The organism is Nitrosovibrio sp. Nv17 (assembly GCF_900119085.1).
Classification (GTDB): domain Bacteria; phylum Pseudomonadota; class Gammaproteobacteria; order Burkholderiales; family Nitrosomonadaceae; genus Nitrosospira.
In genome coordinates this window covers 25,920-51,008 of the sequence record NZ_FPIQ01000015.1, presented here as the reverse complement: position 1 = coordinate 51,008, position 25,089 = coordinate 25,920, and the positions used below count along the sequence as shown (strand labels likewise).

Annotated in this window: 21 protein-coding genes, 2 tRNA genes and 1 pseudogene; 16 read left to right on the top strand and 8 right to left on the bottom strand. The window is 62.8% G+C overall.

Going from position 1 to position 25,089, the window contains the following annotated elements:
- Positions 1–7: 7 nt before the first annotated feature.
- The 9 genes from pepP (at position 8) to BT108_RS09410 (ending at position 8,589) form a co-directional block, all read left to right on the top strand.
- Positions 8–1,354 carry a Xaa-Pro aminopeptidase gene (gene pepP, locus BT108_RS09450; protein WP_072294287.1) on the top strand — a complete coding sequence of 449 codons (1,347 nt, stop codon included), beginning with the start codon at positions 8–10 and terminating at the stop codon, positions 1,352–1,354.
- Positions 1,347–1,688, top strand: a complete 342-nt coding sequence (locus BT108_RS09445; protein WP_072294286.1) for a hypothetical protein — start codon at positions 1,347–1,349, stop codon at positions 1,686–1,688. Before pepP ends, BT108_RS09445 begins: the two co-directional genes overlap by 8 nt.
- A complete protein-coding gene (locus BT108_RS09440) occupies positions 1,685–2,959 on the top strand; it encodes an FAD-dependent monooxygenase (protein WP_255369683.1) in 1,275 nt (424 codons plus the stop codon). The genes BT108_RS09445 and BT108_RS09440 overlap by 4 nt, the downstream gene beginning before the upstream one ends.
- A 230-nt stretch (positions 2,960–3,189) precedes the next feature.
- Positions 3,190–4,203: a tRNA dihydrouridine synthase DusB gene (gene dusB, locus BT108_RS09435; protein ID WP_072294285.1), complete on the top strand. Its 1,014-nt coding sequence runs from the start codon at positions 3,190–3,192 to the stop codon at positions 4,201–4,203.
- Complete coding sequence (locus BT108_RS09430; RefSeq protein WP_072294284.1) at positions 4,200–4,442, top strand: helix-turn-helix domain-containing protein; 243 nt, start codon at positions 4,200–4,202, stop codon at positions 4,440–4,442. Before dusB ends, BT108_RS09430 begins: the two co-directional genes overlap by 4 nt.
- 56 nt (positions 4,443–4,498) lie before the next feature.
- A complete protein-coding gene (gene purH / locus BT108_RS09425; RefSeq protein WP_072294283.1) occupies positions 4,499–6,079 on the top strand; it encodes a bifunctional phosphoribosylaminoimidazolecarboxamide formyltransferase/IMP cyclohydrolase in 1,581 nt (526 codons plus the stop codon).
- A gap of 63 nt (positions 6,080–6,142) precedes the next feature.
- Entirely contained in the window at positions 6,143–7,453 is a 1,311-nt protein-coding gene (purD, locus tag BT108_RS09420; protein ID WP_072294282.1) for a phosphoribosylamine--glycine ligase, read from the top strand.
- Positions 7,454–7,508: 55 nt separating this feature from the next.
- Positions 7,509–8,408: an oxygen-dependent coproporphyrinogen oxidase gene (gene hemF / locus BT108_RS09415; RefSeq protein ID WP_072294308.1), complete on the top strand. Its 900-nt coding sequence runs from the start codon at positions 7,509–7,511 to the stop codon at positions 8,406–8,408.
- A gap of 105 nt (positions 8,409–8,513) precedes the next feature.
- Positions 8,514–8,589, top strand: a tRNA-Ala gene (locus tag BT108_RS09410).
- Positions 8,590–8,988: 399 nt separating this feature from the next.
- Here the strand turns inward: BT108_RS09410 and BT108_RS14325 are convergent.
- Positions 8,989–9,408: pseudogene (locus BT108_RS14325) on the bottom strand (helix-turn-helix domain-containing protein); the annotation flags it as partial.
- 292 nt (positions 9,409–9,700) lie between these two features.
- Between BT108_RS14325 and BT108_RS09400 the strand changes: the two are divergent.
- The gene (locus BT108_RS09400) at positions 9,701–10,822 is read left to right on the top strand and encodes an HAF repeat-containing PEP-CTERM protein (RefSeq protein ID WP_143142450.1); all 1,122 of its coding nucleotides are present in this window, start codon (positions 9,701–9,703) and stop codon (positions 10,820–10,822) included.
- A gap of 106 nt (positions 10,823–10,928) precedes the next feature.
- Here BT108_RS09400 and BT108_RS09395 read toward each other — a convergent pair whose 3' ends face one another.
- Entirely contained in the window at positions 10,929–11,906 is a 978-nt protein-coding gene (locus BT108_RS09395; protein WP_255369684.1) for an IS3 family transposase, read from the bottom strand.
- A gap of 347 nt (positions 11,907–12,253) precedes the next feature.
- On the opposite strand from BT108_RS09395, the gene BT108_RS09390 reads away from it, so the two are divergent.
- Complete coding sequence (locus tag BT108_RS09390) at positions 12,254–12,535, top strand: hypothetical protein (RefSeq protein WP_072294279.1); 282 nt, start codon at positions 12,254–12,256, stop codon at positions 12,533–12,535.
- 174 nt (positions 12,536–12,709) lie between these two features.
- Here the strand turns inward: BT108_RS09390 and ruvB are convergent, their stop codons facing one another.
- From ruvB to thiO, 5 genes are all read right to left on the bottom strand, one after another.
- On the bottom strand, positions 12,710–13,750 hold the full coding sequence (gene ruvB / locus BT108_RS09385) for a Holliday junction branch migration DNA helicase RuvB (protein ID WP_072294278.1): 1,041 nt from the start codon (positions 13,748–13,750) through the stop codon (positions 12,710–12,712).
- A 75-nt stretch (positions 13,751–13,825) separates the two neighbouring features.
- The gene (ruvA, locus tag BT108_RS09380) at positions 13,826–14,413 is read right to left on the bottom strand and encodes a Holliday junction branch migration protein RuvA (RefSeq protein WP_072294277.1); all 588 of its coding nucleotides are present in this window, start codon (positions 14,411–14,413) and stop codon (positions 13,826–13,828) included.
- On the bottom strand, positions 14,410–14,928 hold the full coding sequence (ruvC, locus tag BT108_RS09375; protein ID WP_072294306.1) for a crossover junction endodeoxyribonuclease RuvC: 519 nt from the start codon (positions 14,926–14,928) through the stop codon (positions 14,410–14,412). The genes ruvA and ruvC overlap by 4 nt, the downstream gene beginning before the upstream one ends.
- Positions 14,929–14,960: 32 nt before the next feature.
- Positions 14,961–15,686 carry a YebC/PmpR family DNA-binding transcriptional regulator gene (locus BT108_RS09370; protein ID WP_072294305.1) on the bottom strand — a complete coding sequence of 242 codons (726 nt, stop codon included), beginning with the start codon at positions 15,684–15,686 and terminating at the stop codon, positions 14,961–14,963.
- A 136-nt stretch (positions 15,687–15,822) separates the two neighbouring features.
- Complete coding sequence (thiO, locus tag BT108_RS09365) at positions 15,823–16,935, bottom strand: glycine oxidase ThiO (RefSeq protein ID WP_072294276.1); 1,113 nt, start codon at positions 16,933–16,935, stop codon at positions 15,823–15,825.
- A 154-nt stretch (positions 16,936–17,089) separates the two neighbouring features.
- On the opposite strand from thiO, the gene BT108_RS09360 reads away from it, so the two are divergent.
- The 5 genes from BT108_RS09360 to BT108_RS09340 all read left to right on the top strand — a co-directional run bounded on the left by BT108_RS09360 (position 17,090) and on the right by BT108_RS09340 (position 24,846).
- Positions 17,090–17,165: transfer RNA gene (locus BT108_RS09360), tRNA-Lys, on the top strand.
- Positions 17,166–17,360: 195 nt separating this feature from the next.
- On the top strand, positions 17,361–18,896 hold the full coding sequence (locus BT108_RS09355) for a cytochrome B6 (RefSeq protein WP_072294275.1): 1,536 nt from the start codon (positions 17,361–17,363) through the stop codon (positions 18,894–18,896).
- A gap of 221 nt (positions 18,897–19,117) precedes the next feature.
- Positions 19,118–20,173: a YheT family hydrolase gene (locus tag BT108_RS09350; RefSeq protein WP_072294274.1), complete on the top strand. Its 1,056-nt coding sequence runs from the start codon at positions 19,118–19,120 to the stop codon at positions 20,171–20,173.
- Between the two features lie 153 nt (positions 20,174–20,326).
- Complete coding sequence (gene dnaE / locus BT108_RS09345; RefSeq protein ID WP_072294273.1) at positions 20,327–23,818, top strand: DNA polymerase III subunit alpha; 3,492 nt, start codon at positions 20,327–20,329, stop codon at positions 23,816–23,818.
- A 293-nt stretch (positions 23,819–24,111) separates the two neighbouring features.
- Positions 24,112–24,846 carry a YggS family pyridoxal phosphate-dependent enzyme gene (locus BT108_RS09340; RefSeq protein WP_072294272.1) on the top strand — a complete coding sequence of 245 codons (735 nt, stop codon included), beginning with the start codon at positions 24,112–24,114 and terminating at the stop codon, positions 24,844–24,846.
- Here the strand turns inward: BT108_RS09340 and BT108_RS09335 are convergent.
- Positions 24,827–25,075 (bottom strand): YfhL family 4Fe-4S dicluster ferredoxin, encoded by a 249-nt coding sequence (locus BT108_RS09335; protein WP_072294271.1) that lies wholly within the window; start codon positions 25,073–25,075, stop codon positions 24,827–24,829. The genes BT108_RS09340 and BT108_RS09335 overlap by 20 nt on opposite strands.
- Positions 25,076–25,089 lie beyond the last annotated feature (14 nt).

The following is a 25,089-nucleotide window of genomic DNA, read 5'->3' as shown; positions in this document are numbered from 1 at the left end:
AGGAATCATGATCCCGATCGATTGCTATCGCGAGCGGCGTCTGCATCTGGCATCCCGGATGGAGCGGGGCGTTGCCGTCATCCCCACCGCGCCGGAGCGGGTGCGCAACCGCGACGCGCACTACTCGTACCGCTTCGACAGCTACTTCTACTACCTGACCGGTTTTCGCGAGCCGGAGGCGGTGCTGGTGATCGTGGCCGGTGGCGTGGCGGAACCGGCCCGGCACATACTCTTCTGCCGCGACAAGAATCCGGAGCGTGAAATCTGGGATGGCTTCCGTTACGGGCCACAGGCGGCGCAGGAGACGTTCGGCCTCGACGAGGCCTTTCCCCTGGACCGGCTGGAAGCCTTGCTGCCCGGCCTGCTGGCCGACCAGCCGGCGGTGTACTGTTCCCTGGGGTACGAGGCTGGCTGGGATGCGCGCGTGATGGGGTGGATCAACCAGGTGCGGCAACAGGCGCGCGGCGGCGTGACCGCGCCCTCCAGCATCCATGACGTGCGGCCGCTGCTGGACGAAATGCGGCTGATCAAGAGCGAGGAGGAGATCGCGATCATGCGCCGTGCCGGCGAGATTTCCGGGGGAGCCCATCGCCGCGCCATGCGCGCCGTCCGTCCCGGCATGAGTGAGTACGAGGTGGAGGCCGAGCTGCTGCACGAATTCCGGCGTCATGGCGCCCAGGCGCCCGCCTATACTTCGATCGTCGCGGGCGGAGCCAATGCCTGCGTGCTGCACTATGTCGAGAACGATGCCCGCCTGAATGCCGGCGATTTGCTGCTGGTCGACGCCGGCTGCGAACTCGATGGGTATGCCTCTGACATTACGCGTACCTTTCCGGTGAATGGACACTTCAGCTCCGCGCAGAAGGACCTGTACCAGCTGGTCCTGGCAGCACAGGCGGCGGCGATCGAGGCGGTGCGGCCCGGCAACCCCTGGGATGCGCCGCACGAGGCGGCATTGCGGGTGCTGGTGCAGGGCTTCATCGATGCCGGGCTGTGCCGCGGCAGCGTGGACGCCGTGGTGCAGTCGGAAGACTACAAGCGCTTCTTCATGCATCGTACCGGACACTGGCTGGGGCTGGACGTGCACGATGCGGGCGACTACAAGCGCGAAGGGCAGTGGCGGCCGCTGCAGCCGGGGATGACCCTGACGGTGGAGCCGGGCTGCTATGTCCGCCCGGCGGACGACGTGCCGCCGCACTTCTGGAATATCGGCATACGCATCGAAGACGACGTGGCGGTCACGTCGGCCGGCTGTGAGATTCTGACGCCGGCTGCGCCCAAGACGGTGGGAGACATCGAGGAATTGATGCGGGAGCGCGATCGATCCATCACCAGGGAGTATGGATATGGATGAAAACAGAAAGATCATCATCCGGCACGTCATCCGCAGTGGCGATACAGGTACCTCGGACGAGTCTGCCGTGCGCGTGACGCCCGCCAGCCGCTGGGCTGCCTACCTGCTGTTCATTCCGGTGCTGGCGGTCATGGCGATCCTGGGCGTCTTCTTCTTCACCGCTTTCCTTGCCCTGTTCGCCGTCACCGCCGCGGCCATCTCGCTCCGACTGTGGTGGCTGCGCCGCAAGTTGCGCCAGACCGTGGAGGTTCAAGAAGGAGAATACAGCGTCATCGAGGATGTCGAAATCCTGGAAGAGCACTCGGACGATCCCCATGCCGGACCCGACCGATGACGGATGAGCACAGCATGGAAGGGAAACAATCCGACCCGGCGCGCACGTACGACCTGGTCATCGTCGGGGGCGGGCCTGTGGGTATGGCGCTGGTGCTGGCGCTGCGTGGCAGCGGGATATCGGTCCTGCTGCTGGAGGCGCGCGGGCTGCCGGAAGAAACGGAGGATGCGCGTCCCCTGGCGCTATCCCATGGCAGCCGCCTGATCCTGGAACGCCTGGGCGTATGGCGGAGCCTGCCAAGCGTCACGCCCATCACGACCATCCACGTTTCAAGTCGCGGAAGTTTCGGTCGTACCGTCATGACCGCTGGGGAAGTTGGGGTGCCGGCATTGGGTTACGTCGTCAATCACCACGATGTATTCCGGTCGATGCATCGGGCACTGAAGCGGAGCGGCGCCGACTATCTGACCGCTGCCCAGGCGCTACGGCTGAAAGCCGATGCCGATGTCGCGCGGATCGATTTTCAGCATGGCGATGCAACTCAACAGGCCGGTACCCGCCTCCTGGTGTTGGCGGATGGCGGGCGCCTTGCCGCCCAGGTCGAAGGCGTGACGCAGCACGTGCGCGACTATCGGCAATGGGCGGTGGTTGCGCGCGTCAGGAGCGAATACGTGCCGCGCTTGCCGGAAGAGGCGGCTCTCCCTGGCTTGCCCGTCCGTGGCGGCGGAGGCATCGCGGCTTCGCCGGCGGAGGCGGGGGTGGCTTACGAGCGTTTCACCCCGGATGGTCCGGTGGCGCTGCTGCCCATGGGCGAATACTTTGCCCTGGTGTGGACGCTCCCGCCTGCTGCGGCGCAGGGGATCCTGGCACTGGATGAGACCGCCTTTCTGGCCCGGTTGCACGACCGCTTCGGCGATCGTCTCGGCAGATTCGTGGAAGCGGGCAAGCGTTCCGGATTTCCGCTTGCGCTCAAGTATGCGGATCCGGTGACGGCGCCCCGCGTGGCGCTGGTCGGCAACGCGGCACAGACGCTCCATCCGGTCGCAGGACAGGGTTTCAACCTGGGCCTGCGCGACGCATGGGAACTGGCCCGGGAAATCATCGCGTCGCCCACCGAGGCCGGCAGTTCCGCGATGCTCGCACGCTACCGCGACAGGCGCAGGATGGACAGCGGAGCGGGACGGATCTTCACCGATTCCCTGGTGAAGCTCTTCTCGAACGACGATCCTCTGCTGGGCAGCCTGCGCGGAGCGGGGCTGGGTGCGCTGGACTGCCTGCCGCAGGTCCGCCGTTTCGTCGCCCGGCGCATGATGTTCGGCGCGCGCGGGTGACCGGTGCACAGCCCGAAGCGTCGTTTTCGGGAACTCAGGTGCTATCTCAAACACAGCCCGGCGTCACCTGTAAAATCTTACATCTATCCCACCCCCGCGGGCGGCGCTAACCTACCGCACAATCACAAAAGATTGTCAAGGCTACGAGAATTTCGCCAGCCTGCTAAAATCGTAATCTTTCTCACCTCCCGCGTTGCCGGCCAAGCCCTCGCGCCGGCTCGAAGCCAAGCATGCAGATCGGTTCCCACATCCTGAAGAACAAGCTCATCGTGGCGCCCATGGCGGGCGTTACCGACCGTCCCTTCCGCCAGTTGTGCAAGAGCATGGGCGCGGGCATGGCGGTGTCGGAAATGGTGTCGAGCAACTCACTGCTGTGGGGTTCCGAAAAAACCCGAAGACGCGCCAATCATGAAGGCGAGGTGGATCCCATTTCGGTGCAGATCGCGGGCGCCGACCCGGCCATGATGGCCGAGGCTGCGCGCTACAACGTGGCGCAGGGGGCGCAGATCATCGACATCAACATGGGCTGCCCGGCCAAGAAAGTCTGCAACGTCATGGCGGGTTCCGCACTGCTGCAGGACCAGCCGCTCGTGGGCAGGATACTGGACGCGGTGGTGGGGGCCGTGAATGTTCCCGTGACGCTCAAGATTCGTACCGGCTGGGATACGCAGCACCGGAACGCCCTGGTGGTGGCCGGCATCGCCGAACGTGCCGGAGTACAGGCCCTGGCGATCCATGGCCGGACCCGCGCCTGCGCGTATGCCGGGCACGCCGAATACGACACCATCGCCGAGGTCAAGTCCGCAATCGGGATCCCGGTCATCGCCAACGGCGACATCACCACGCCGGAACAGGCAAAGCGAGTACTCGACTATACCGGCGCCGATGCCGTCATGATCGGCCGGGCGGCCCAGGGGCGGCCCTGGATCTTCCGCGAGATCGACCACTACCTCGCTACCGGCAAGCATCTGCCGCAGCCCGAAGTGACCGAGATCCATCGCGTGCTCGTCGATCATCTGCATGAGCTCTACGATTTCTATGGCGAGTATACCGGGGTGCGCGTGGCCCGCAAGCATATTTCCTGGTATACGAAGGGGTTGATCGGTTCTGCCGGGTTCCGCCACGCGATGAACCAGTTGCAGACGATGGAGCAGCAGCTGGGGGCGGTCGAGGAGTTTTTCCATGAGCTTGCCGGACACGGCCAGCGCCTGACCTACGTTGAGCCGAAGGAGTGGGTGGCATGAGCATTATCAATGAAAACGAGATCGCCCGATGCGTGCGTGAGGCGGTGAACGGCTATTTCAGCGACCTGGATGGCGAGAAGCCGCATCCCATCTATGACATGGTTATACGCAGCGTGGAAAAGCCGCTGATCGAGCTGGTGATGACCCATGCCAAGGGTAACCAGACGCGTGCCGCGGAGCTGCTGGGCATCAACCGCAACACCCTGCGCAACCGCATCAAGCAATACCACATCAAATAAGTTCCACCGAGGCATCGGCCGCATCAGCGAAGGTCGCGTTCGGCTATAATGTTCCGATGACCGTCCAGCAAGCCCTCATCAGCGTGTCCGACAAGACCGGCGTCGTCGGGCTTGCCCGGGCGCTGTGCCGGCTCGGCGTCCACATCCTTTCCACCGGCGGCACCGCCGCGCTGCTCAGGGATGCGGGCGTGGCCGTCACCGAGGTGGGCAGCCATACCGGGTTTCCTGAGATGCTGGACGGGCGCGTCAAGACCCTGCATCCGAAGATTCACGGCGGCATCCTGGCGCGCAGGGACGTTCCGCAGCATATGGCGGCTCTCGCTCAGGCGGGGATCGATCCCATCGACCTCGTGGTCGTGAACCTCTACCCTTTCGGCCAGACGGTGGCGAATCCCGGTTGCAGCCTGGACGAGGCCATCGAGAACATCGACATCGGCGGGCCTGCCATGGTGCGGGCCGCCGCCAAGAACTACCGCAGCGTGGCCGTGGTGACCGATCCCGGTGACTACACCGCGCTCCTGGAGGAACTGGAGGCCCATGGCGGCATATTGTCGCTGGAATCCCGCTTCCGGCTGGCCCGCAAGGCGTTCTCCCATACCGCCGCCTACGATGGCGCCATCAGCAACTATCTGACTTCCCTTGATACGGCGGCCGGGCCGCAGGGGCAAGACGCGCAACGCCAGGCGTTTCCCGACAGCCTCCACCTCCATTTCCAGCTCGGCCAGCGGCTGCGCTACGGCGAGAATCCCCACCAGCAGGCCGCCTTCTATCGTGACCCCGTGCCGGTTCCGGGCAGCCTTGCCGGCTATGTCCAGCTGCAGGGCAAGGCGCTCTCGTACAACAACATCGCCGATGCGGATGCGGCGTGGGAGTGTGTCAAGACCTTAGCTCGGCCCGCATGCGTCATCGTCAAGCATGCCAATCCCTGCGGCGTGGCCGTGGCCGACGACCCGCTCGCAGCCTACCGGGCGGCGTTTGCCACCGATCCGACCTCCGCCTTCGGCGGCATCATCGCCTTCAACCGCCCGCTCAACGGCGCGGCTGCGGAGGCGGTGAGCGGGCAGTTCGTCGAGGTCGTCCTTGCGCCGGATCTGACTTCCGAAGCGGCGGCGATACTGGCGCGCAAGCCCAACGTGCGCGTACTGACCCTGCCGCTCCAGGCGGGGAGCAACGCCTTCGATTTCAGGCGCGTGGGTGGGGGTCTGCTGGTGCAGACGCCGGACGGTCTCAACGTTGAGGCTTCGCAACTGACGATCGCCACCCACGTGCAGCCGACGGCGCAGCAACTGCAGGATCTGCTGTTCGCCTGGCGCGTGACCAAGTTCGTGAAGTCCAACGCTATCGTATACTGCGAGGGCGGGCGCACCCTGGGCGTGGGTGCGGGACAGATGAGCCGGGTGGACAGCGCCCGGATCGCCTCCATCAAGGCGCAGAATGCGGGATTGTCGCTTGCCGGCTCGGTGGTGGCCTCGGATGCGTTCTTCCCCTTCCGCGACGGGCTGGACGTGGTCGTGCAGGCGGGTGCGAAAGCGGTGATCCAGCCCGGCGGCAGCGTGCGGGACGAGGAAGTGATCGCCGCCGCGAACGAACACGGGGTGGCGATGGTGCTGACCGGCGTGCGCCATTTCAGGCATTGAAGGTTTGCTGGACATGACGCAGCCTGCCTCCGGGAACGTTCCCCCGTACGGACCCTCCTCGACATGAAGCTGCTGGTGATCGGAGGCGGCGGGCGGGAGCACGCGCTCGCGTGGAAGCTGCTCCAGTCCCCTCGCGCCGCCCGCGCCCTCAAGGTATTTGTCGCGCCTGGCAATGCCGGCACCGCCCTGGAGGACGGCATCGAGAACCTTCCCCTGTCCGGGATTCCCGAACTGGTGGAGTTTGCGCGGAAGGAGTCCGTTGCCTTCACGGTGGTCGGGCCGGAGGCGCCCCTGGCGGCGGGCATCGTGGATGCCTTTCTCGCTGCGGGTCTCAGGATTTTCGGCCCCACGCGGGCGGCGGCACGGCTGGAGTCTTCCAAGGCGTATGCCAAGGACTTCATGACGCGCCACGGTATCCCGACCGCGGCGCACGCCAGCTTCAGCGCCGCGGCGCCGGCGCACGACTACCTGGACAAGGTCGGCGCCCCCATCGTCGTCAAGGCGGACGGCCTGGCCGCAGGCAAGGGCGTGGTGGTGGCACGAACGCCGGAAGAGGCGCATGCCGTAGTGGATGCCATGCTGGCGGGCGGCGGCAGCAGCCACGGAGAGGCGGCCGGCATCGTCATCGAGGAATTCCTGGAGGGCGAGGAGGTCAGCTTCATCGTCATGGCCGATGGGCGCCACGTGCTCCCGCTCGCCACCAGCCAGGACCACAAGCGGCTCAAGGAGGGCGACCAGGGTCCCAATACCGGTGGCATGGGCGCCTACTCCCCCGCGCCGGTGGTCACCCCCATGCTGCATGCCCGCATCATGCGCGAGGTGATCCACGCAACGATGGCGGGGCTGGAGCACGAAGGCGAAAGCTATACCGGTTTTCTTTACGCCGGATTGATGGTGACGCCGGACGGCGGCGTGAAGGTGCTGGAATTCAACTGCCGCATGGGCGATCCTGAGGCCCAGGTCATCCTGATGCGCCTGAAGAGCGATCTCGTCGAACTGGTGGAGCACGCCATCGATGGCACCCTGGACCGGATCGAGGCGGAGTGGGACCGCCGCACCGCCCTGGGAGTGGTCATGGCGGCGCAGGGCTACCCGGAGGCGCCGCGCAAGGGGGATGTGATCCATGGCCTGCCGGCGCTTCTTTCCGCCGCCACGCCGGAAAAGGACTTCCACGTGTTTCACGCGGGCACGGCCGATAGGGGCGATGGAACCGGGATCGTGACTGCGGGTGGGCGGGTGCTGTGCGTGGCCGCGCTGGGCGACAGCGTCAGGATGGCGCAGCGGCGTGCCTACGATATCGCGGAGCAGATTCATTTCGGCGGCTGCCAGATGCGCCGTGACATCGGATACCGGGCGATCGGCCAGAAAAAGTGAGGCTCGGGGTGGATTTCAACTTTCCTCGAGCACCGGAAACATGGCATTCAGGCATATGGATACGATACGGCAGGTCAGCGAATACTTCATCGGACTCCAGGCGCGCATCGTCGAACGCCTGGAGGAAGTGGACGGCCAACGCTTTCGCCGCGACGAATGGACGCGTCCCGAGGGCGGCGGCGGCCTGAGCTGCGTGCTGGAGGAAGGCGGGGTGTTCGAGCGGGGCGGGGTCAACTACTCGCACGTGTTCGGCGGCGGCCTTCCCGCCTCCGCCACCGCGGCCCGGCCGGAACTGTCGGGCCGCGCGTTCGAAGCGATGGGGGTCTCGCTAGTGCTGCATCCGCGCAATCCCTACGCGCCCACGGTGCACCTGAACGTGCGCTACCTGGAGGCCCGCAAGGATGGGGCCGAACCCGTCTGGTGGTTCGGCGGCGGCATGGATCTCACGCCCTACTACGGTTTCGAGGAGGATGCGGTCCATTTCCACCTCACCTGCCGGGAGGCGCTCCAGCCTTTCGGCGATGGCCACCACCCACGCTTCAAGAAGTGGTGCGACGAATACTTCTACCTCAAGCACCGCAAGGAGCCGCGCGGTGTGGGCGGCATATTCTTCGATGACCTCAGCGGCCCTGATTTCGATACCTGCTTCGCGTTGACGAAAAGCGTGGGCGACCATTTCCTCCCCGCCTACGTGCCGCTGCTGGAGCGGCGGCTGGCCACGCCCTATGGCGAGTCCGAGCGCGACTTCCAGGCCTATCGTCGGGGCCGCTACGTCGAGTTCAACCTGGTGTGGGATCGCGGCACGCTGTTCGGGCTGCAGTCCGGGGGGCGTACCGAATCCATCCTGATGTCGCTGCCGCCCCTGGTCAAGTGGCGCTACGACTGGCAACCGCTGCCGGGCAGCGCGGAGGAAAAGCTCTACACCGATTTCCTGACCGGCAGGGACTGGGTGTGATGAGGCTGGGATGAGACTTCTTTCTCTGAGGACGCCGTAGGTGCCGCTTGGAGTTCGCCGGCACACATCAGGGCACTGCTTTTGGTATAGAATACCCGGACAATCGGGGACGTAGCTCAGCTGGGAGAGCGTCGCGTTCGCAATGCGAAGGTCGAGGGTTCGATCCCCTTCGTCTCCACCATTTAGATGTTTCAGGATATCTCAGGAAATCCAAAAAGCCCGCACTACGCGGGATTTTTATTGGTTTTCCCTCCTACCACGTCTCATTTCGTCCATTCAAGATGGCGGATGGTGGGGGCATGTACCTTGAGATGATGCCGACCGGTTCAAAATACTGACGGTTCAAATACCGTTTTGGGGCAAGGAAAAGCGCCTTGCTTTTGGGGTTTATCGGATGTGACCCTGAGCCTTGCGCGTAGCTGGCGAGATGGTGCTCGCAAGCTGCTGGCAAATGAGGTTGATCCAGGCGTGGTCAAGCAGCAGTCCAAGAGAATCAGCGAGGAAAATGCAGCAAACAGTTTCGAGACGGTAGCCCGTAAGTGGTTCGCGAAGTTCTATTCACGGTGGGCGCCCTCCTATGCCACTGCGCTGTACTGGCGCGATAGTCCAGAGTTCCTCCACGCGTGGCTGCATTGCGCCGCACTTCACGCGAAATCGTGCTCGGCGACCTGCCCAGCTTACGAGCAATGGACCTGATGCTTTGATCTTTAGCCAGTTCGAGTGCGATGTCCTCGCGCTCGGAGAATGTCAGATACCGACTGCCAGACAGCTTCGCCGACGGCGCTAGATGTGTTGGCGGCATTCCTCCTCCATTGCGGAACCATCGAGCTCCGACCGGAGCCGACACGCCAACGGATGCAGCCGCATCTTCGCTCGTCTTGCCTGATGCAATAGCTTGCCAGAAACCGCGCAGTTGTTCCCGCTGCCAAACCGGCGGACGCCCGGGGGAATTTAACTTGCCTCGAGTACACCGATCCAAACAACGCTTGTATGGCTTCATCGCAACCTCCCGGAAATAGTGGGTGTTGCGACGACCGATGACGACGTCACAGCGCGCTGGGATATCTCTCGCCTGTCAACTTGAAAGGAGATCAACTTCTATTCTTGAATTTTGTCGAAATTTATTACAATTGGGCTGGATATAATGTCTTTCGCTAAATAAGTAATTGATAATTAGAAAGATATAAAAAAGGAATAAATATTGCTTACGCAAGATTGATTTGTGCTGATGCGAGCAGAAATATTTTTCGTGCGAAATCGGCTTTTTATATAACACTCCTTCAGGAGGGGCTGTGAAAAAAAGTGCTGGTCATCTGATAGCTTCAATCTTGAGTATCAGCTTTGTATTATCGTCGTCTACATGGGCAGCAAATTATACGGCTTTGGATCTGGGCGAAATCTTTCCCACAAGTATTAATCACAATGGTCAGGTGGCAGGCACTGCCGCCAATCCATTAACTTTTCTTACCATGGGTGTTATAACCGGCATTATGGGTCAGACCAACATATATGACGTATATTCCATCCGCGGCATAAACGATTCTGGTCAAGTAGCGGGTACACAAGGTCTTAGTGGTTATCCGACTACTGCTTTTTTCACGGGCCCCAATGGCGTGGGTAAGATTTATCTTTCATCCTTCAGCGGCGTTGATAGCAACGCTTACGATATCAACAATATTGGTCAAGTGGTGGGCAGTTCTCGTAATACCTCGGGAGATATTCATGCTTATGTCACGGGACCCAATGGTATGGGCATGACTGATCTCGGTACGTTGGGGGGAAGCGTAAGTGTAGCCTATGCCGTTAATACTTCAGGCCAAGTTGCAGGCTATTCTTACAGGTCTGATGATAATGGACCGCATGCTTTCTTTGCAGATCCAAACGGTGGGGGGATGATCGATCTCTTTGCTCAGAAGGATGAGTCCAGCAGCTACGCGACAGCTATCAACGATGCGGGACAAGTAACAGGATTCTTCATTACGTCCACATCTGGTAATAATTATAATGCACATGCTTTTATCACCGGCGCTAACGGCGTAGGTATAACAGATCTCGGTACGCTGTCTGGGACAGATGATAGTCAGGCTTATGGTATAAATGCTTCGGGCTGGGTGGTGGGAACTTCTATAATAAGACCCACCGAGCCAACCGGTTCGTATCAAATGCGTGCCTTCATTGCCGGTGTGGATGGTGCAGGTATGATGGATCTCAATAGTTTTGTGAATCTGGCGAATAGCAATCTCACCTTTAGCGAAGCACGTGGGATAAATGATCTGGGGCAGATCATCGCTCGAGCTAACGATGGTCACGCTTATCTGCTTTCTCCCATTCCTGAACCCGAAACCTACGCACTGCTGCTGGCCGGGCTTAGCTTGATCGGTTTTATTGCGCGCCGGAGAAAGCAAATATCCTAAAAAGCAGCTTACTGTAGGTAATATCGAACCTGCCCCGTGAAACGGACGCCAGGAAGCGATATTCTTTTCGTTTCTGACATTTCCCCGAGAACCGGACAGTTTTAAGCTAGAGGCGGACCGCTTCATTGGTTTGCACTGACCTTTTCTTGACGAACTCACTCGGGGTCAGATGGCCGAGCGAGCCATGGGGACGGTGATGATTGTAATCCTCCTGCCAGGCTTTCAGTTTCTCACGGGCATCGTGCAGCGTGATGAATTCGTGGAGATTGAGGAACTCATCGCGCAATCGCCCGTTGAATGACTCGATCAGTCCATTGTCCGTACGCTTGCCCGGCCGGGTGTAATCGAGCTTGATACCCCGGCGATAGGCCCACTCGTCCAGGGCCTTGGAGGTGAATTCCGTGCCATTGTCCACGGTGATTGCCCCGGGCCATCCCCGCTGTGCCGCAAGCCGATCCAGGGCCTGGGCAACGCACCGCCCGGACAGCCTGAAGTTGGCCTCCAGGCATGCACTCTCGCGACGCCACTGATCGATGACGGCGAGGATGCGAAATGCCCGGCCGTCTTGCATCGGGTCGTGGACGAAATCCATGCTCCAGTGCGGGTTTGGGCCGGTAGGTGCCTGAGGCCTGCCCCGCAGCAGCGCGATGCGCTTACGGCGTTTGACCTTCATGCGCAGTTGCAGTCCCTGCTGGCGATACAGCCGATACACGCGTTTCTTGCCTACCTCCCAGCCTTCGCGCCTGAGCATCACCAGCACCCGTAGATAGCCGAACCGGGGACGGCTCATGGCGATGTCGCGAATGCGCTGGCACAGTGCGCTCTGATTACGCGCCCTGCTCCTGGCATACCACACCGAGCGCCGCAGTTGCGCCAGGCGGCAGGATCTTTGCACACTGATTCTGAAGCGCTCCTGCATCCAGGCTGCCAGATCGCGCCGCTTGGCAGCCTTCAGAGTTTTTTTCGAACCACCTCCTGCAGGATCTGCCTGTCCAGCGTCAGTGGGAGTGAATAGCTCCTCCTGGGCTACTTTCTTACTTGGGAGACGTAAATTTGAAGGATAAGACAATAACAATAGGGGCATAATTGGGGGCATATTTCCTGCCATATCCAATCTATTCGTTTATTTCAATTGGTTAACTGTTAATTCGATCCTCCTCGTCCACCATTTCAGTTCCAACAACGTCCAGATACATCCTAGAAAATCCACAAAGCCCGCGCCATGCGGGCTTTTTCATTGCGCCCCCTACGCTACCATTGTCCCATGATCGAGATCTGGACGGAGCATTTCGATCCTTGGCTGCTCAAGAGATGACAGTTCTAGATGTATGGATAGCCAGAGTAGTTTTTCTTCTCGATGTTTTGTTTTTCTTCGCGTCGCAGAGATGCCATGGTATGTTATATACGTAGTCTTGAGGCGAGGAGAACAACATGAGGGATCTGGCGAGGTTGCGACAGTTTGCGACGCTGGTCGACGAATTGATCTTCCATGCGAGCAAGGAAGAGCTTGCTGAGTGCGCGCGGCTACTGGCGGTCACCATTACTCACTATGAGATGAAGTACGGCGAGCTGACGATGGACGGCGGTCTTCTGCCGCAGAGCACGAAGGATTTCACCGACACGCATTATGTGATCGTCACAAAAGGAATGGAAACGCTGGCTGGGGTGCTGGGGAATGTTATTCGTGGCGCGGAGGAAAGGGCGCGGCATTGATTCCACCGGTGGGTGATTCCGTGCCCGGAGAGATTCACGCCTGACAGCATTTAGAAGTACATCGCTTCTTCGGGGCGGATGGAATTTCAGTCCATAAAATGACGATAGAAAACAAACTCTCCAACAGAAGTAGCGAATCGGGCGAAGCGTGATCCGGTAGCGATTCCAGGAGTATCACTCCTCCGGCCATAGATCTGCGCTCGATCCGTTCCGTGGGAGCGGCAGGCCGAAGTGCCGGTAGGCGATGGAGGTTGCTACGCGTCCGCGCGGGGTGCGCTTCATGTACCCCTGTTGGATCAGGTAGGGCTCCAGTACGTCCTCGATGGTGCCGCGCTCCTCGCTGATGGCGGCGGCGAGGTTGTCCACACCCACCGGTCCCCCCTCGAACTTCTCGATGACGGTGAGCAGCAGCTTCCGGTCCATGACGTCGAGGCCGAGCAGGTCCACGTCCAGCATGGTCAGGGCGGCGTCCGCCACCGGCCGGGTGATGCAGCCATCGGCGCGGACCTCGGCGAAGTCGCGTACCCGCCGCAGCAGGCGGTTGACGATGCGCGGGGTGCCGCGCGAGCGGCGTGCGATTTCCGTCGCGCCCTCGGGGTGGATCTCCACGTCGAGCAGCGCCGCGGAGCGCGTCACGATGCGGGTGAGTTCCTCCACCGAGTAGAATTCCAGCCGCGAAATGATGCCGAAGCGGTCGCGCAGCGGGTTGGTCAACATGCCGGCGCGCGTGGTGGCACCCACCAGGGTGAAAGGTGGCAGGTCCAGCTTGACCGAGCGTGCCGCAGGGCCTTCGCCGATCATGATGTCGAGCTGGTAGTCCTCGAGCGCGGGATAGAGGATTTCCTCCACCATCGGGGAAAGCCGGTGGATTTCATCGATGAAGAGTACGTCGTTCGGCTCGAGGTTGGTCAGCAGCGCCGCCAGATCCCCGGGGCGCTCCAGCACCGGCCCGGAGGTCTGGCGCAGGCTGACGCCCATTTCACGGGCGATGATGTGGGCGAGCGTGGTCTTGCCCAGGCCCGGCGGGCCGAACAGCAGCACGTGGTCGAGCGCTTCGCGGCGCTGCCGCGCCGCCTCGATGAATATCTGGAGCTGCCCGCGGATCTTTTCCTGGCCGATGTATTCGTCCAGGTGCTTGGGGCGCAGCGCGCGCTCCTGCTCCTCCTCCCGGGCGGACGCGGGCGCGGCGGCGATCAGGCGATCGGTCTCTATCATTCGGCCCCATCCATGTGAATCGCGCTCCCGCGCGAATGCCGCCGTGTACCGGGTCGCGCGGGCGGCGCTGCCATGCTACTTCTCCTTCGACAGCAGCTTCAGCGCCTGGCGTATGCCGTCGGATACGGTGACGTCCATGGGCAATTGCCGGACCGCCCAGCCGGCCTCCCGGTCATTATAGCCCAGGGATACCAGCGCATTGAGCACGTCGCTTCCCGCACCCGCCGCCGGCGCGCCGGCCGTGGCCATGCCGCCCGAACTGGCATCCAGTTTGTCGCGCAGTTCCAGGAGCAGGCGTTCGGCGGTTTTCTTGCCGATGCCGGGGATTCTCACCAGGCGTGCGCTGTCCTGGGCCGCGACCGCCTGGCGCAGATCAGCGACGCTCAGGCCGGACAGCAGCGCCAGGGCGGTGCGCGCGCCGACGCCGGAAATCCTGACGAGCTGGCGGAAGGTGCTGCGCTCCGCCTCGGTGGCGAAACCGAAAAGCAGGTGCGCGTCCTCCCGTATGACGAGATGCGTGTACAGCGTGACCTCGGCGCCCGTGCCCGGCAGGCTGTAGAATGTGCTCATGGGCACGTCGATTTCGTAGCCGACGCCCTGCACGTCCACCAGCACCAGCGGCGGCAGCTTCTCCAGCAGCCGTCCCGTGATGCGCCCGATCATACGAGGCGTCCCTTCTTCATGCGGTAGCCGGCGGTCGAGATCTTTCCCAGTCCCAGTCCGCCGTGCGCGTGGCAGATGGCGCACGCCAGCGCGTCCGCCGCATCCGCGCCGGGACTGCCCGCGAGGTTTAGCAGGCGCTTCACCATCTCCTGCACCTGCTCCTTGTCGGCGTGTCCCTGCCCCACTACCGCCTGCTTCACCTGCAGGGCGGTGTATTCAGCGACCGCCAGATCGTTCAGCACCGCCGTGCAAATGGCGGCGCCCCGTGCCTGGCCCAGCATCAGCGTGGACTGGGGGTTGACATTGACGAACACCTGCTCCACCGCGACCTGCTCCGGCCGATGCTCGGCGATGATCTCGTTCAGGTGATCCATGATGGATTTCAGGCGCGAAGGCAACTCGCCTGCCGGAGTGCGGATGCAGCCGCTGCTCACGTAGGACAGCCGGCCGCCTGCCTTGTCGATGATCCCGAAGCCGGTGATGCGTAGGCCGGGATCTATGCCGAGGATGCGGATGTACGGCTCCTTACCGGTGTGCGCCGGTGCGCCTATCCATCGATCACCGCCGTGGTGTAGACCTCCTGGACGTCGTCGATGTTTTCCAGCGCGTCCAGCATCTTCTGCATGCGTGCGGCATCGTCGCCGGTCAGCACGGACTCGCTGGTGGGCTTCATCGTCACCTCGGAGAATTCCGCCTTGAAGCCCGCCTTCTCCAGTGCCGCCTTGACGCCGATGAATTCGTACGGGTCGGTGAGGACCTCGATGCCGTCGTCTCCGTTGTCGACGACATCCTCCGCCCCCGCCTCCAATGCCGCCTCCATCAGCGCGTTTTCGTCGGTGCCGGGGGTGAACAGCAATTGGCCGCAGTGCTTGAACATGAACGCCACCGAGCCGTCCGTGCCGAGATTGCCGCCATATTTGGCGAAGGCGTGGCGCACGTCCGCCACGGTGCGGATGCGGTTGTCCGTCATGCAGTCGACCAGCACCGCCGCGCCGCCGATGCCGTAGCCCTCGTAGCGTATCTCCTCGTAGTTCACGCCCTCGAGGTCGCCGCTGCCGCGCTTGATGGCGCGCTCGACATTGTCCTTGGGCATGTTCTGCTCGAAAGCCTTGTCGATGGCCAGGCGCAGCCTCGGGTTGCTGTTGATGTCGCCTCCGCCGAGCCGGGCGGCGACGGTGATTTCCTTGATCAGCCGGGTAAAGATTCGGCCGCGCTTGGCGTCCTGCGCGGCCTTCTTGTGCTTGATGTTCGCCCACTTGCTATGACCAGCCATGATGCCCTTGTTTTTGGTGGATGCCTGCCGGCGAGGGGGAGTGCTGCCGTACGCTGCAATGTTACCACCCTGCATGCGGGCGATAAAGCGCGAGGGGCGTCGCGCGGCGTGCCATCTCGCCTCATGGCGGCAGGCGTCATGCCGGCCAGCGGTAGGGCGCGACGTCCAGGGGCTGAGGCCGGCCCAGCAGCAGGTTGCACAGCAGGCGAGCGCTTGCCGGGGCCATGGTGACTCCGTAGCGGTGATGGCCGCTGTTGAGGTAAAGGTTCGGAATGCGGGGATGCCTGGCGATGACCGGCATGTTGCCGGGAGAGCCCGGCCGCAGCCCTGCCCACTGTCCGGCGACGAGACTTTCCGTCAGCGCCGGCAGCAGGCCGGCCGCCTTCGATAGCAGCATCTCCCGCGCATCGGCCGTGGTGCGTTTGTCGAAGCCGGCTTCCTCCAGCGTGCTGCCTGCCAGGATATGGCCGTCCCGGCGGGGAATGAGGTAGAGATTGTCCGACACGCGCAGCACGATTACCGGCAGCAGGCCGGGTTGCCCCTTGAACAGCAGGATCTGCCCCCTTACCGGATGGATGCGCAACTGCAGCGCGTGTCCGGACAGCAGCTCCCGGCTCCACGCGCCGGCAGCCACGATGTAGTGATCGGCGGCGTACTCGCGGCCGCCCTGCGTGCCAACCGCGCGGATGCGTCCGTTTGCAATCTTCCACTCCACCACTTCCTCGCGTTCGGCAATGACACCTCCCCGCATGATCACCGCCTGCGCCAGTGCCTGCAGCAGGCGGGGATTGCGTACCTGGCAGACGCCCGGCAGCCACAGTCCTGTTTGCTCGGAGGCGAGCGCAGGCGCGATCCTTCGGGCAGACACCTGCTTGGCCGTCAGCCCATGACGATCGCACCAGGCCATGTCCGCATCCAGGCGTCCGGAGTGCGGCGCCGCCGCCTCTCCGACGGTGGAATCCGGCAGTACCAGCATCCCACTCGCATGAAATTCAGGATCGAGCCCAGTGCCGGCCTGCAACTCGTGCACGAACGCCGGATACAGCAACCCGCTCAGTTCCGCCAGTCGCACCACCGGTTCGGCGTAGTCCCATGGCATCAGCGGCAGCAGGATGCCGCCCCCGGCCCAGGAAGCTTCCCGTCCGCAGCGATCGCGCTCCAGCAGGGTGACCTGCGCACCCTGCCGGAGCAGTTCGTGTGCCGTGGCGAGGCCAATGACTCCACCGCCTACCACGATTGCATCGCTCAAGGGCCGATCTCCCGCATGCCGGCAGTTTAACCCGGAACGATTTTCCGGATGGCGCTATGATGCCCTGCCGGATGGCGCGGCCCGGCCAAAAGGCTTTATATCGCAGGGGTGAGCCGGTATAATGCACTCCCCCGGAAATCTTCGGGAAACCTCCGGGTCGTTAGCTCAGCCGGTAGAGCAGCGGACTTTTAATCCGTTGGTCGCCAGTTCGAATCTGGCACGACCTACCAAGCCAGTCAACTCTTCCCTCCTTCCGTTACGACACCTCGCTTGCTCGCCACCCATGCCGGCGTCGTGGCGGGGCTTCGCGTGGGCTGCAGGAATGTTGGCTGGCGCACGGAATACGCATTGCGGGAAGCTCACCATGAAGGTTCGAGCCCGCAGTGCATGGGGTTCGCATTCGATCCGCCCCAGGAGGTCATACAATGAAACCAACGGATATCCTTACCCTGTGCCTGGCATGCCTGAGCGTCGCGGGCCATGCCGCTGCACAGAATGATGATCAAGTACGTCCGCGTGCCGCGCGCACGGCCGACGCCGTGGACGACGCCCAGCAGATTCGCGAAACGGCCACTACACGGCCAGAGCAGCGGAAAACGCCCCACGACGAGTCGGGAGCTTTCGCGGCATCCGCCACGGAGGCGTCTTCCCCCACATTCGAGCGTCAACCCGACCAGGGCAAGATCCTGGGCTTCGATTTCTATCGGGATCCGCTGAACGCGAAGACTCCCATGCAGTCCTTCGAGGACATCATGCGTGCGGACGTGGCCCAGCGTGCCGGGGTGATGCAGCGGCAGCACGAACTCCTCCGGCAGCGCTACGACCTGACGCCCCGCCTCGATCCCGAGGCCAAAATGTCGCGCGGCAAGCCGCTGGCGGTGGGGCCGACTGCCCGCCTGGCTTCCGGCATGAGTTGGCAGAAGCTGGCCGGCATGTCTCCCGCCGAGATCCGTGCCCGCGACGTGTTTCCCTACCCGGCGCTGCCTCATCCCAAGCAGTCGACGGGTGGGCAGGTCTTTCCACCGGTGCAGATCGAGATGTTCCCCCGTCTGGAACGGTTCGACGTCGAGTTCGATCTGCCGGAGGCTTTTTTGCCCGAGTTTCCACCGGCGATCTATCTTCAGAACCGCCCCGAGCTGGGCGACGTTTCCAGAGGCGAGGTGGTATCGATCAACAATTACTACCACTTGTTCAAGGATCTGCTGACACCCGTGCAACTGGACGGATTGAGGATGCTGCTCACGCCGTTCCCCCAGGAAGAATTCAATCCGACGGACGACAGGAAAAGTCCCCGGCCCAGCCTGGGGGTGACCTGTTTCGATTGTCACGTGAACGGCCATACCACCGGCCAGTTCCACCTCAATCCGGACACGCGCGGGCAGGAGCGGCGTTTCCGCCTGGATACCGTCAGTCTGCGCGGACTGTTCAACCAGCAGATTCATGGTTCGAAGCGCAGCCTGAGATCGGTGGAGGATTTCACCGAATTCGAGTTTCGCACGGCGTACTTCAACGGCGATCCGATCCATTCGATGAAAAAGGGCTTCACTCTCTTCGACAGGATACACGTCAGTCACATGGCGCAATTCCAGAACATGCTGGATTTTCCTCCCGCGCCGAAGCTGGATGGCACGGGACGGCTGGATCCCTCCAGGGCCACCCGGCAGGAGCTGCGCGGCGAGAAGGTTTTCTATGGAAAGGGCAAGTGCGCGCAGTGTCATATGCCGCCGGCCTTTCTCGACCACCAGATGCACGACCTGAAGCTGGAGCGCTTCCTCAAGGAGCCGGGGGATGGACCGATCAAGACCTTCACCCTGCGGGGCATCAAGGACAGCCCTCCCTATCTGCACGACGGCAGACTGCTGACACTCGAGGATACGGTGGAGTTCTTCAATCTGGTATTGCAGCTCAGGCTCACGGACGAGGAAAAATCCGATCTGGTGGCCTTCATGAGGCAGCTCTGAGAGATTTACCCACCCGGGCCTGAAGTCAGCGTCTGTCCGAGGAAGGTATGTGACGAGCCTTGGTACGGCGTATGCCGTGCCGGGGCTTTTTTGCATGGGGCCGCCGGTATGTGGGATATATCCTATTCGTTTGCGCTGGTCGCGTCTATCCTGGCTCCATCGCGGCATTTTAAGCGTTAGAATAGGCATCGCCTCGTTCTCGAGATTCCTGGAAACCGGCCATGAATCCGCTGTCCATCGCTTCGATCTCCTCTTCCGCGTCCTATGCGGCGCCGGTTTGGCTGCGCGGCGGACACGCGCAGACCATCTATCCCTACCTGCTGCCCCGCCCGCGGGTGACCTACCGGCGCGAGCGCTGGGAACTCGATGATGGTGATTTCGTCGATGTCGACTGGCTGGACAATCCTGCGCATGCGCCGCTTCTGGTCATGTTCCATGGACTGGAGGGAAATTCGGGAAGCCACTATGTGCGCAGCATGATGGTCGCGCTACAGGATCTGGGGTGGCGCGGGGCCGCAGTGCACTTCCGGGGCTGCTCGGGCACGCCCAACCGTCTTGCGCGCGCCTATCACGCCGGTGATTCGGCCGAGATCGACTGGATCCTGCGCAGGATGAGCAGATGCAGCCGGTCAGCGGTTTCCACGCCACTGTTCGTGGTGGGGGTGTCGCTGGGAGGCAACGCCTTCCTGAAGTGGCTCGGGGAACAGGGTTCGCGGGCACGGGAAGTGATAGATGGTGCCGCCGCGATTTCCGTGCCGCTGGACTTGGCGGCTGCGGGAAAAGCGCTGGCCTCCGGGTTCAATCTGGTCTATACCCGTCATTTCCTCGATACACTCAAGCGCAAGGCGCTGGAAAAGCTCGATCGCTTTCCCGGCCTGCTCGATGCGGAGGCGGTGGCCACGTGCACCACGCTCTACCAGTTCGACAATCTCGTCACCGCGCCGCTGCATGGATTCAGGGATACCGAGGACTACTGGCGCCAGTCCAGCAGCAAGCCATGGCTTGGGCATGTCGAGGTGCCCACCCTCGTGATCAATGCTCGCAACGACCCCTTCATGCCGGCAGCCGCGCTGCCTGCCCCGGGCGAGGTATCCCCGGCGGTGACGCTCGAGCTTCCTGACGAGGGAGGTCATGTGGGATTCCTGGATGGCGCGTTTCCCGGCAGGCTGAACTGGTTGCCCCAGCGCGTCATCCGGTTCTTCGAGGCGCAGCAGGGATGGCGCGCCGGCATCTGCCACGCGTCACAGCCGGGCCTGGCGGCCCTGGAGCCGTCCTGACGGGTTTCGCCCCTGCGGCGATCGAACTTCGCGATTGGTGTAGAATCGGGTTCCGTTCGCAGCAGTTTTCGCAGGCCGGCGGAGTATGGTCCCGTTCCGGTCCGGCCGCAACCCCCGCTGCCCGAAGCTCGCGTTCAATCCGGATCGTGCCGAATGTCCCAGTCCCCCGTCTTTGTTCACCTGCGCATGCACAGCGAGTACTCGATCACGGATGGCATCGTGCGGATCGGCGACGCCGTGCGAAAGGCGCTGGCCGACCGCATGCCGGCGCTGGCGTTGACCGACCTCTCCAATTTATTCGGCATGGTGAAGTTCTACCAGGAGGCGCGCGCCGGAGGAATCAAGCCCATCATCGGTTGCGACGTCTGGATACGCAACGAGGAGGATCGGAGCAAGCCCGTGCGCATCGCACTGTTGTGCCAATCCAATTCCGGCTATCTGCTGCTGAGCCGCCTGCTGTCGCGCGCGTATCGCGAGAACCAGGTTCAGGGGCGGGCGGAACTCAGGAAATGCTGGTTCACCGAGGAGGAAGGCGGCACTGCAGGGCTGATCGCCCTCTCCGGGGCGCGCCTGGGCGATATCGGACAGGCGTTGATGCAGCACGATGCGGGACAGGCGCAGGCGCTCGCCCGCGAATGGGCGGGGCTGTTCCCGGGCCGGTTCTACATCGAGGTGCAGCGCCTCGGCCATGCCGATACCGAGATGCTGGTGCAGCGTTCCCTGGCGCTGGCGTCGATGCTGGGTCTGCCGGTGGTGGCGACCCATCCGGTGCAGTTTCTGGAGCCCGACGACTATCGGGCGCACGAGGCGCGGGTATGCATCGCGGAAGGATACGTGCTGGGAGACCGCCGCCGCCCTAAGCTGTGTACCGAGGCGCAGTATTTCAAGACCCAGGCGGAGATGGCGGAGCTGTTCGCCGACATTCCATCGGCGCTGGAAAACACGGTAGAGCTTGCAAAACGCTGCAACCTGGCGCTGGAACTGGGGATCAACCGCCTGCCGCCCTACCCCGTTCCTCAGGGCCAGACCCTGGACGCGTACCTCTGGACGCAGTCGCTGGCGGGCCTGGAAACGCGCATGCAAGCCCTCTATCCTGAAGCGTCCAAGCGCGATGCGCAGATGTCGAGGTACCGCGCCCGGCTCGATTTCGAGACCTCCACCATCGTGCAGATGGGATTTGCCGGCTATTTCCTGATCGTTGCTGACTTCATCAACTGGGCCAAGCGCAGCGGGGTGCCGGTCGGGCCTGGGCGAGGCTCCGGCGCCGGCTCCCTGGTGGCCTACTCGCTGGGCATCACCGATCTCGATCCCTTGCGGTACGATCTGCTGTTCGAGCGCTTCCTCAACCCGGAACGGGTTTCCATGCCCGACTTCGACATCGACTTCTGCCAGGATGGGCGCGAGCACGTCATCGACTACGTCAAGCAGAAATACGGTGCCGAAAGCGTCTCACAAATCGCGACCTTCGGCACCATGGCGGCGAAGGCGGTGGTGCGCGACGTGGGTCGGGTGCTGGATCTGCCCTACAATTTCGTCGACCAGCTGGCGAAGCTGGTGCCGTTCGAGCTGGGCATGACCCTGGAGAAGGCGCGCGCGGAGGAGCCGCAGCTGAACCAGCGGGCGCAGGCCGAGGAGGAGGTGCGTACGCTGCTGGAGCTGGCGGAGCGCCTGGAAGGGCTGGCGCGCAACGTCGGCATGCACGCGGGGGGGGTGCTGATCGCACCGGGGAAGATCACCGATTTCTGTCCGGTGTACTGCACCGATTCCGGAGATTCGGTGATCAGCCAGCTGGACAAGGACGACGTCGAGAAGATCGGGCTGGTGAAGTTCGACTTCCTGGGGTTGCGCACGCTGACCATCCTCGACTGGAGCGTGCGCTACATCCGGCAGCGCGCCGAGCGGGCCGCCATGGAGGCCGGCACACAGGCACCGGCGCCGTTCTCGCTGGAGAGCCTGTCTCTGGATGATCCGGCCACCTACGCGCTGCTGCGCCAGGGAAACGCCATAGGCGTATTCCAGTTCGAATCGCGGGGCATGAAGGACCTGCTGCAGAAGGCCAGGCCCGACTGCTTCGAGGACATCATCGCACTGGTCGCGCTGTACCGCCCCGGGCCGATGGCGCTGATTCCGGAATTCACCGAACGCAAGCACGGCAAGCGCGTGGAGTATCTCGATCCGCGCCTGCAGCCCATACTCGAGCCCACCTACGGGGTGATGATCTACCAGGAACAGGTGATGCAGATCGCACAGGTGATCGGCGGTTACAGCCTCGGCAGCGCGGATCTCCTGAGGCGGGCGATGGGCAAGAAAAAACCCGAGGAGATGGCGCTGCAGCGCGACATCTTCGTTTCGGGAGCGGTCAGGAACGGCCTGACGCAGCGTGACGCGACCGAGCTGTTCGGCCTGATGGAAAGGTTCGCGGGGTACGGTTTCAACAAGTCGCACGCGGCAGCGTATGCCCTGATCGCATTCCAGACCGCCTATCTGAAGGCGCATCACCCCGCCGAGTTCGTGGCGGCCACGCTGTCGGCCGACATGGACGATACCGACAAGGTGCACATTTTTTTCGAGGATGGGATCGCCAATGGCCTTTCCATCCTGCCGCCCGACATCAACCTCTCCGATTACCGTTTCGTCCCCGTGGACGACAGGAGCATACGCTACGGGCTGGGGGCGGTGAAGGGAACGGGGGAATCGGCGATCGATGCGATCGTCAAGGCGCGCGCGCAGGGCGGCCTCTATGCCGATCTGTTCGATTTCTGCCGTCGCGTGGACAAGCGCATCGTCAACCGTCGCGTCATCGAGTCGCTGATCCGTGCCGGGGCATTCGATGCCATCGATGACCACCGGGCTCGTCTGCTGGCGTCGGTCGGCCTCGCGCTCGAGTCGGCCGAGCAGGCGGAACGTGCGGCCAACCAGGTGAGCCTGTTCGAGGATGCGGACGGCGGCATGGCGCGTCCCGATTGGGTCGAAGTACCGCGCTGGGACGAGAAGGACAGACTGAAGAACGAAAAAATGGCGCTGGGGTTCTACCTCAGCGGCCATCCTTTCCATGCCTGGACGGAAGAACTCAAGGGCTTCGTGCGTACCCGCCTGGATCGCCTGAGCGTCCAGCGAGAGCCGCAGTTGCTGGCTGGCATCGTGTACGCAGTGCGCACGCAGATGACCCGGCGCGGCAAGATGGGTGTAGTGGTGCTGGACGATGGCAGCGCACGCGTGGAGGTCGTGGTGTACAGCGAGTTGTTCGAATCCGCCCGCCGCTGGCTCAAGGAAGATCAGCTTCTGCTGGCGGAGGCCCGGGTGGGCAACCGGCGCGGCGACGAGGGCGGCACCGAGGAATTGCGCATCTCGGCGGATCAGCTCTTCGATCTGGAGGGTGCCCGCTCCCGCTACGCGAAGTGCATGAGGCTTCACTGCAATGGCCTTTCGAATGCCGAGGAACTGGGAAGGCTGCTCGCTCCCTATCTCGGACGGGACGAGCCGGACGCCGCCCATCCCGGCTGTCCGGTGTCGGTGGTGTACCGTAACCAGGAGGCGGCATGCGAACTGGAATTGGGAGCAGCGTGGCGCGTCAGCCTGCGTGACGATCTGCTGCAGTCCCTGCGTGCGCGCTTCGATGCGGGAGGCGTGGAGGTGCTGTATTGAGGCCCGCATGGCAGGCGCTGTTTCCGCCACGCGGTCCGTCTGATCCTTGACCGGAAACTCGAGTAGTTCTACTATGCGCACATTCTCGCGGTATGCAGCCCCTGCGGACGTTGGAGATGGCGACGGTCGGCCCAGCGCCCGCTTCCTTGAATGCCGTGCCCGGCAACCGATGGGCAGGGACAGGTAAAGTGCAATTCAACCCATTGAATTCGGACGCGATACCGGGCCGGCGCGGGTCTTTCCGTTGCTCCCTTTCAACCGCAGGAACGACGATCGCTGATCAAAGGTAAAAGATGGAACCCAATACGACGACCATTGCCTCGGGACTGCAGAAGGTGAAGGCCCGCATCAGGGAAGTGGCGGGAAGAGCGGGCCGGGATCCCGCGGACATCACGCTTCTGGCCGCGAGCAAGACCAATCCCGCGGAATGCCTGCGCGAAGCCTTTGCCGCAGGACAGGCGATCTTCGGGGAAAACTATCTCCAGGAAGCCCTGGGAAAGATGCCCGAGCTTGCGGATCTGCCGATCGAGTGGCATTTCATCGGGCCCATACAAAGCAACAAGACGCGGCGCATCGCGGAGAATTTCTCCTGGGTGCACAGCATCGACCGCAAGAAGATCGCCGATCGCCTGTCCAAGGACCGGCCTTCCGTCCTGCCTCCCCTGCAGGTGTGCGTGCAGATCAACGTGAGCGGCGAGGACAGCAAGAGCGGCGTGGCGCCCGAGGAAGCCGCGGAACTGGCAGCGCACATCGCCGCCTTGCCGCGCCTGAGGCTGCGCGGCGTCATGGCCATCCCCGAGTTGACGCGCGCCACTGCCTTGCAGCGCAGCCAGTTTCGCATGCTCAAGGATGCCTACGACCGGCTGAGGCAGGAGGGGCACGACCTCGATACGGTCTCGATGGGCATGTCGGAGGATCTCGACCTGGCCATCGAGGAAGGCGCCACCCTGGTGCGGGTGGGCACGGCCATCTTCGGGCCCCGGCGCTATCCCATTCCCGAGGAGCTGGCTATCGCCCGCCAAGGGTGAGATATTTTTCGTACAGCTGTTCTTCGGTCTCGACCACGTCCGGGTTGAGGACGATGCAGTCCACCGGGCACACTTCCACGCACTGCGAGGTGGCGTGGTGTCCCACGCATTCGGTGCAGCGGCCCGCGGCGATCTCGTAGATCTCCTCACCCTGCGAGATGGCGTCGTTGGGGCACTCCGATTCGCACACATCGCAGTTGATGCACTCGTCGGTGATCATCAGCGCCATGGGGCTCTCCTGTT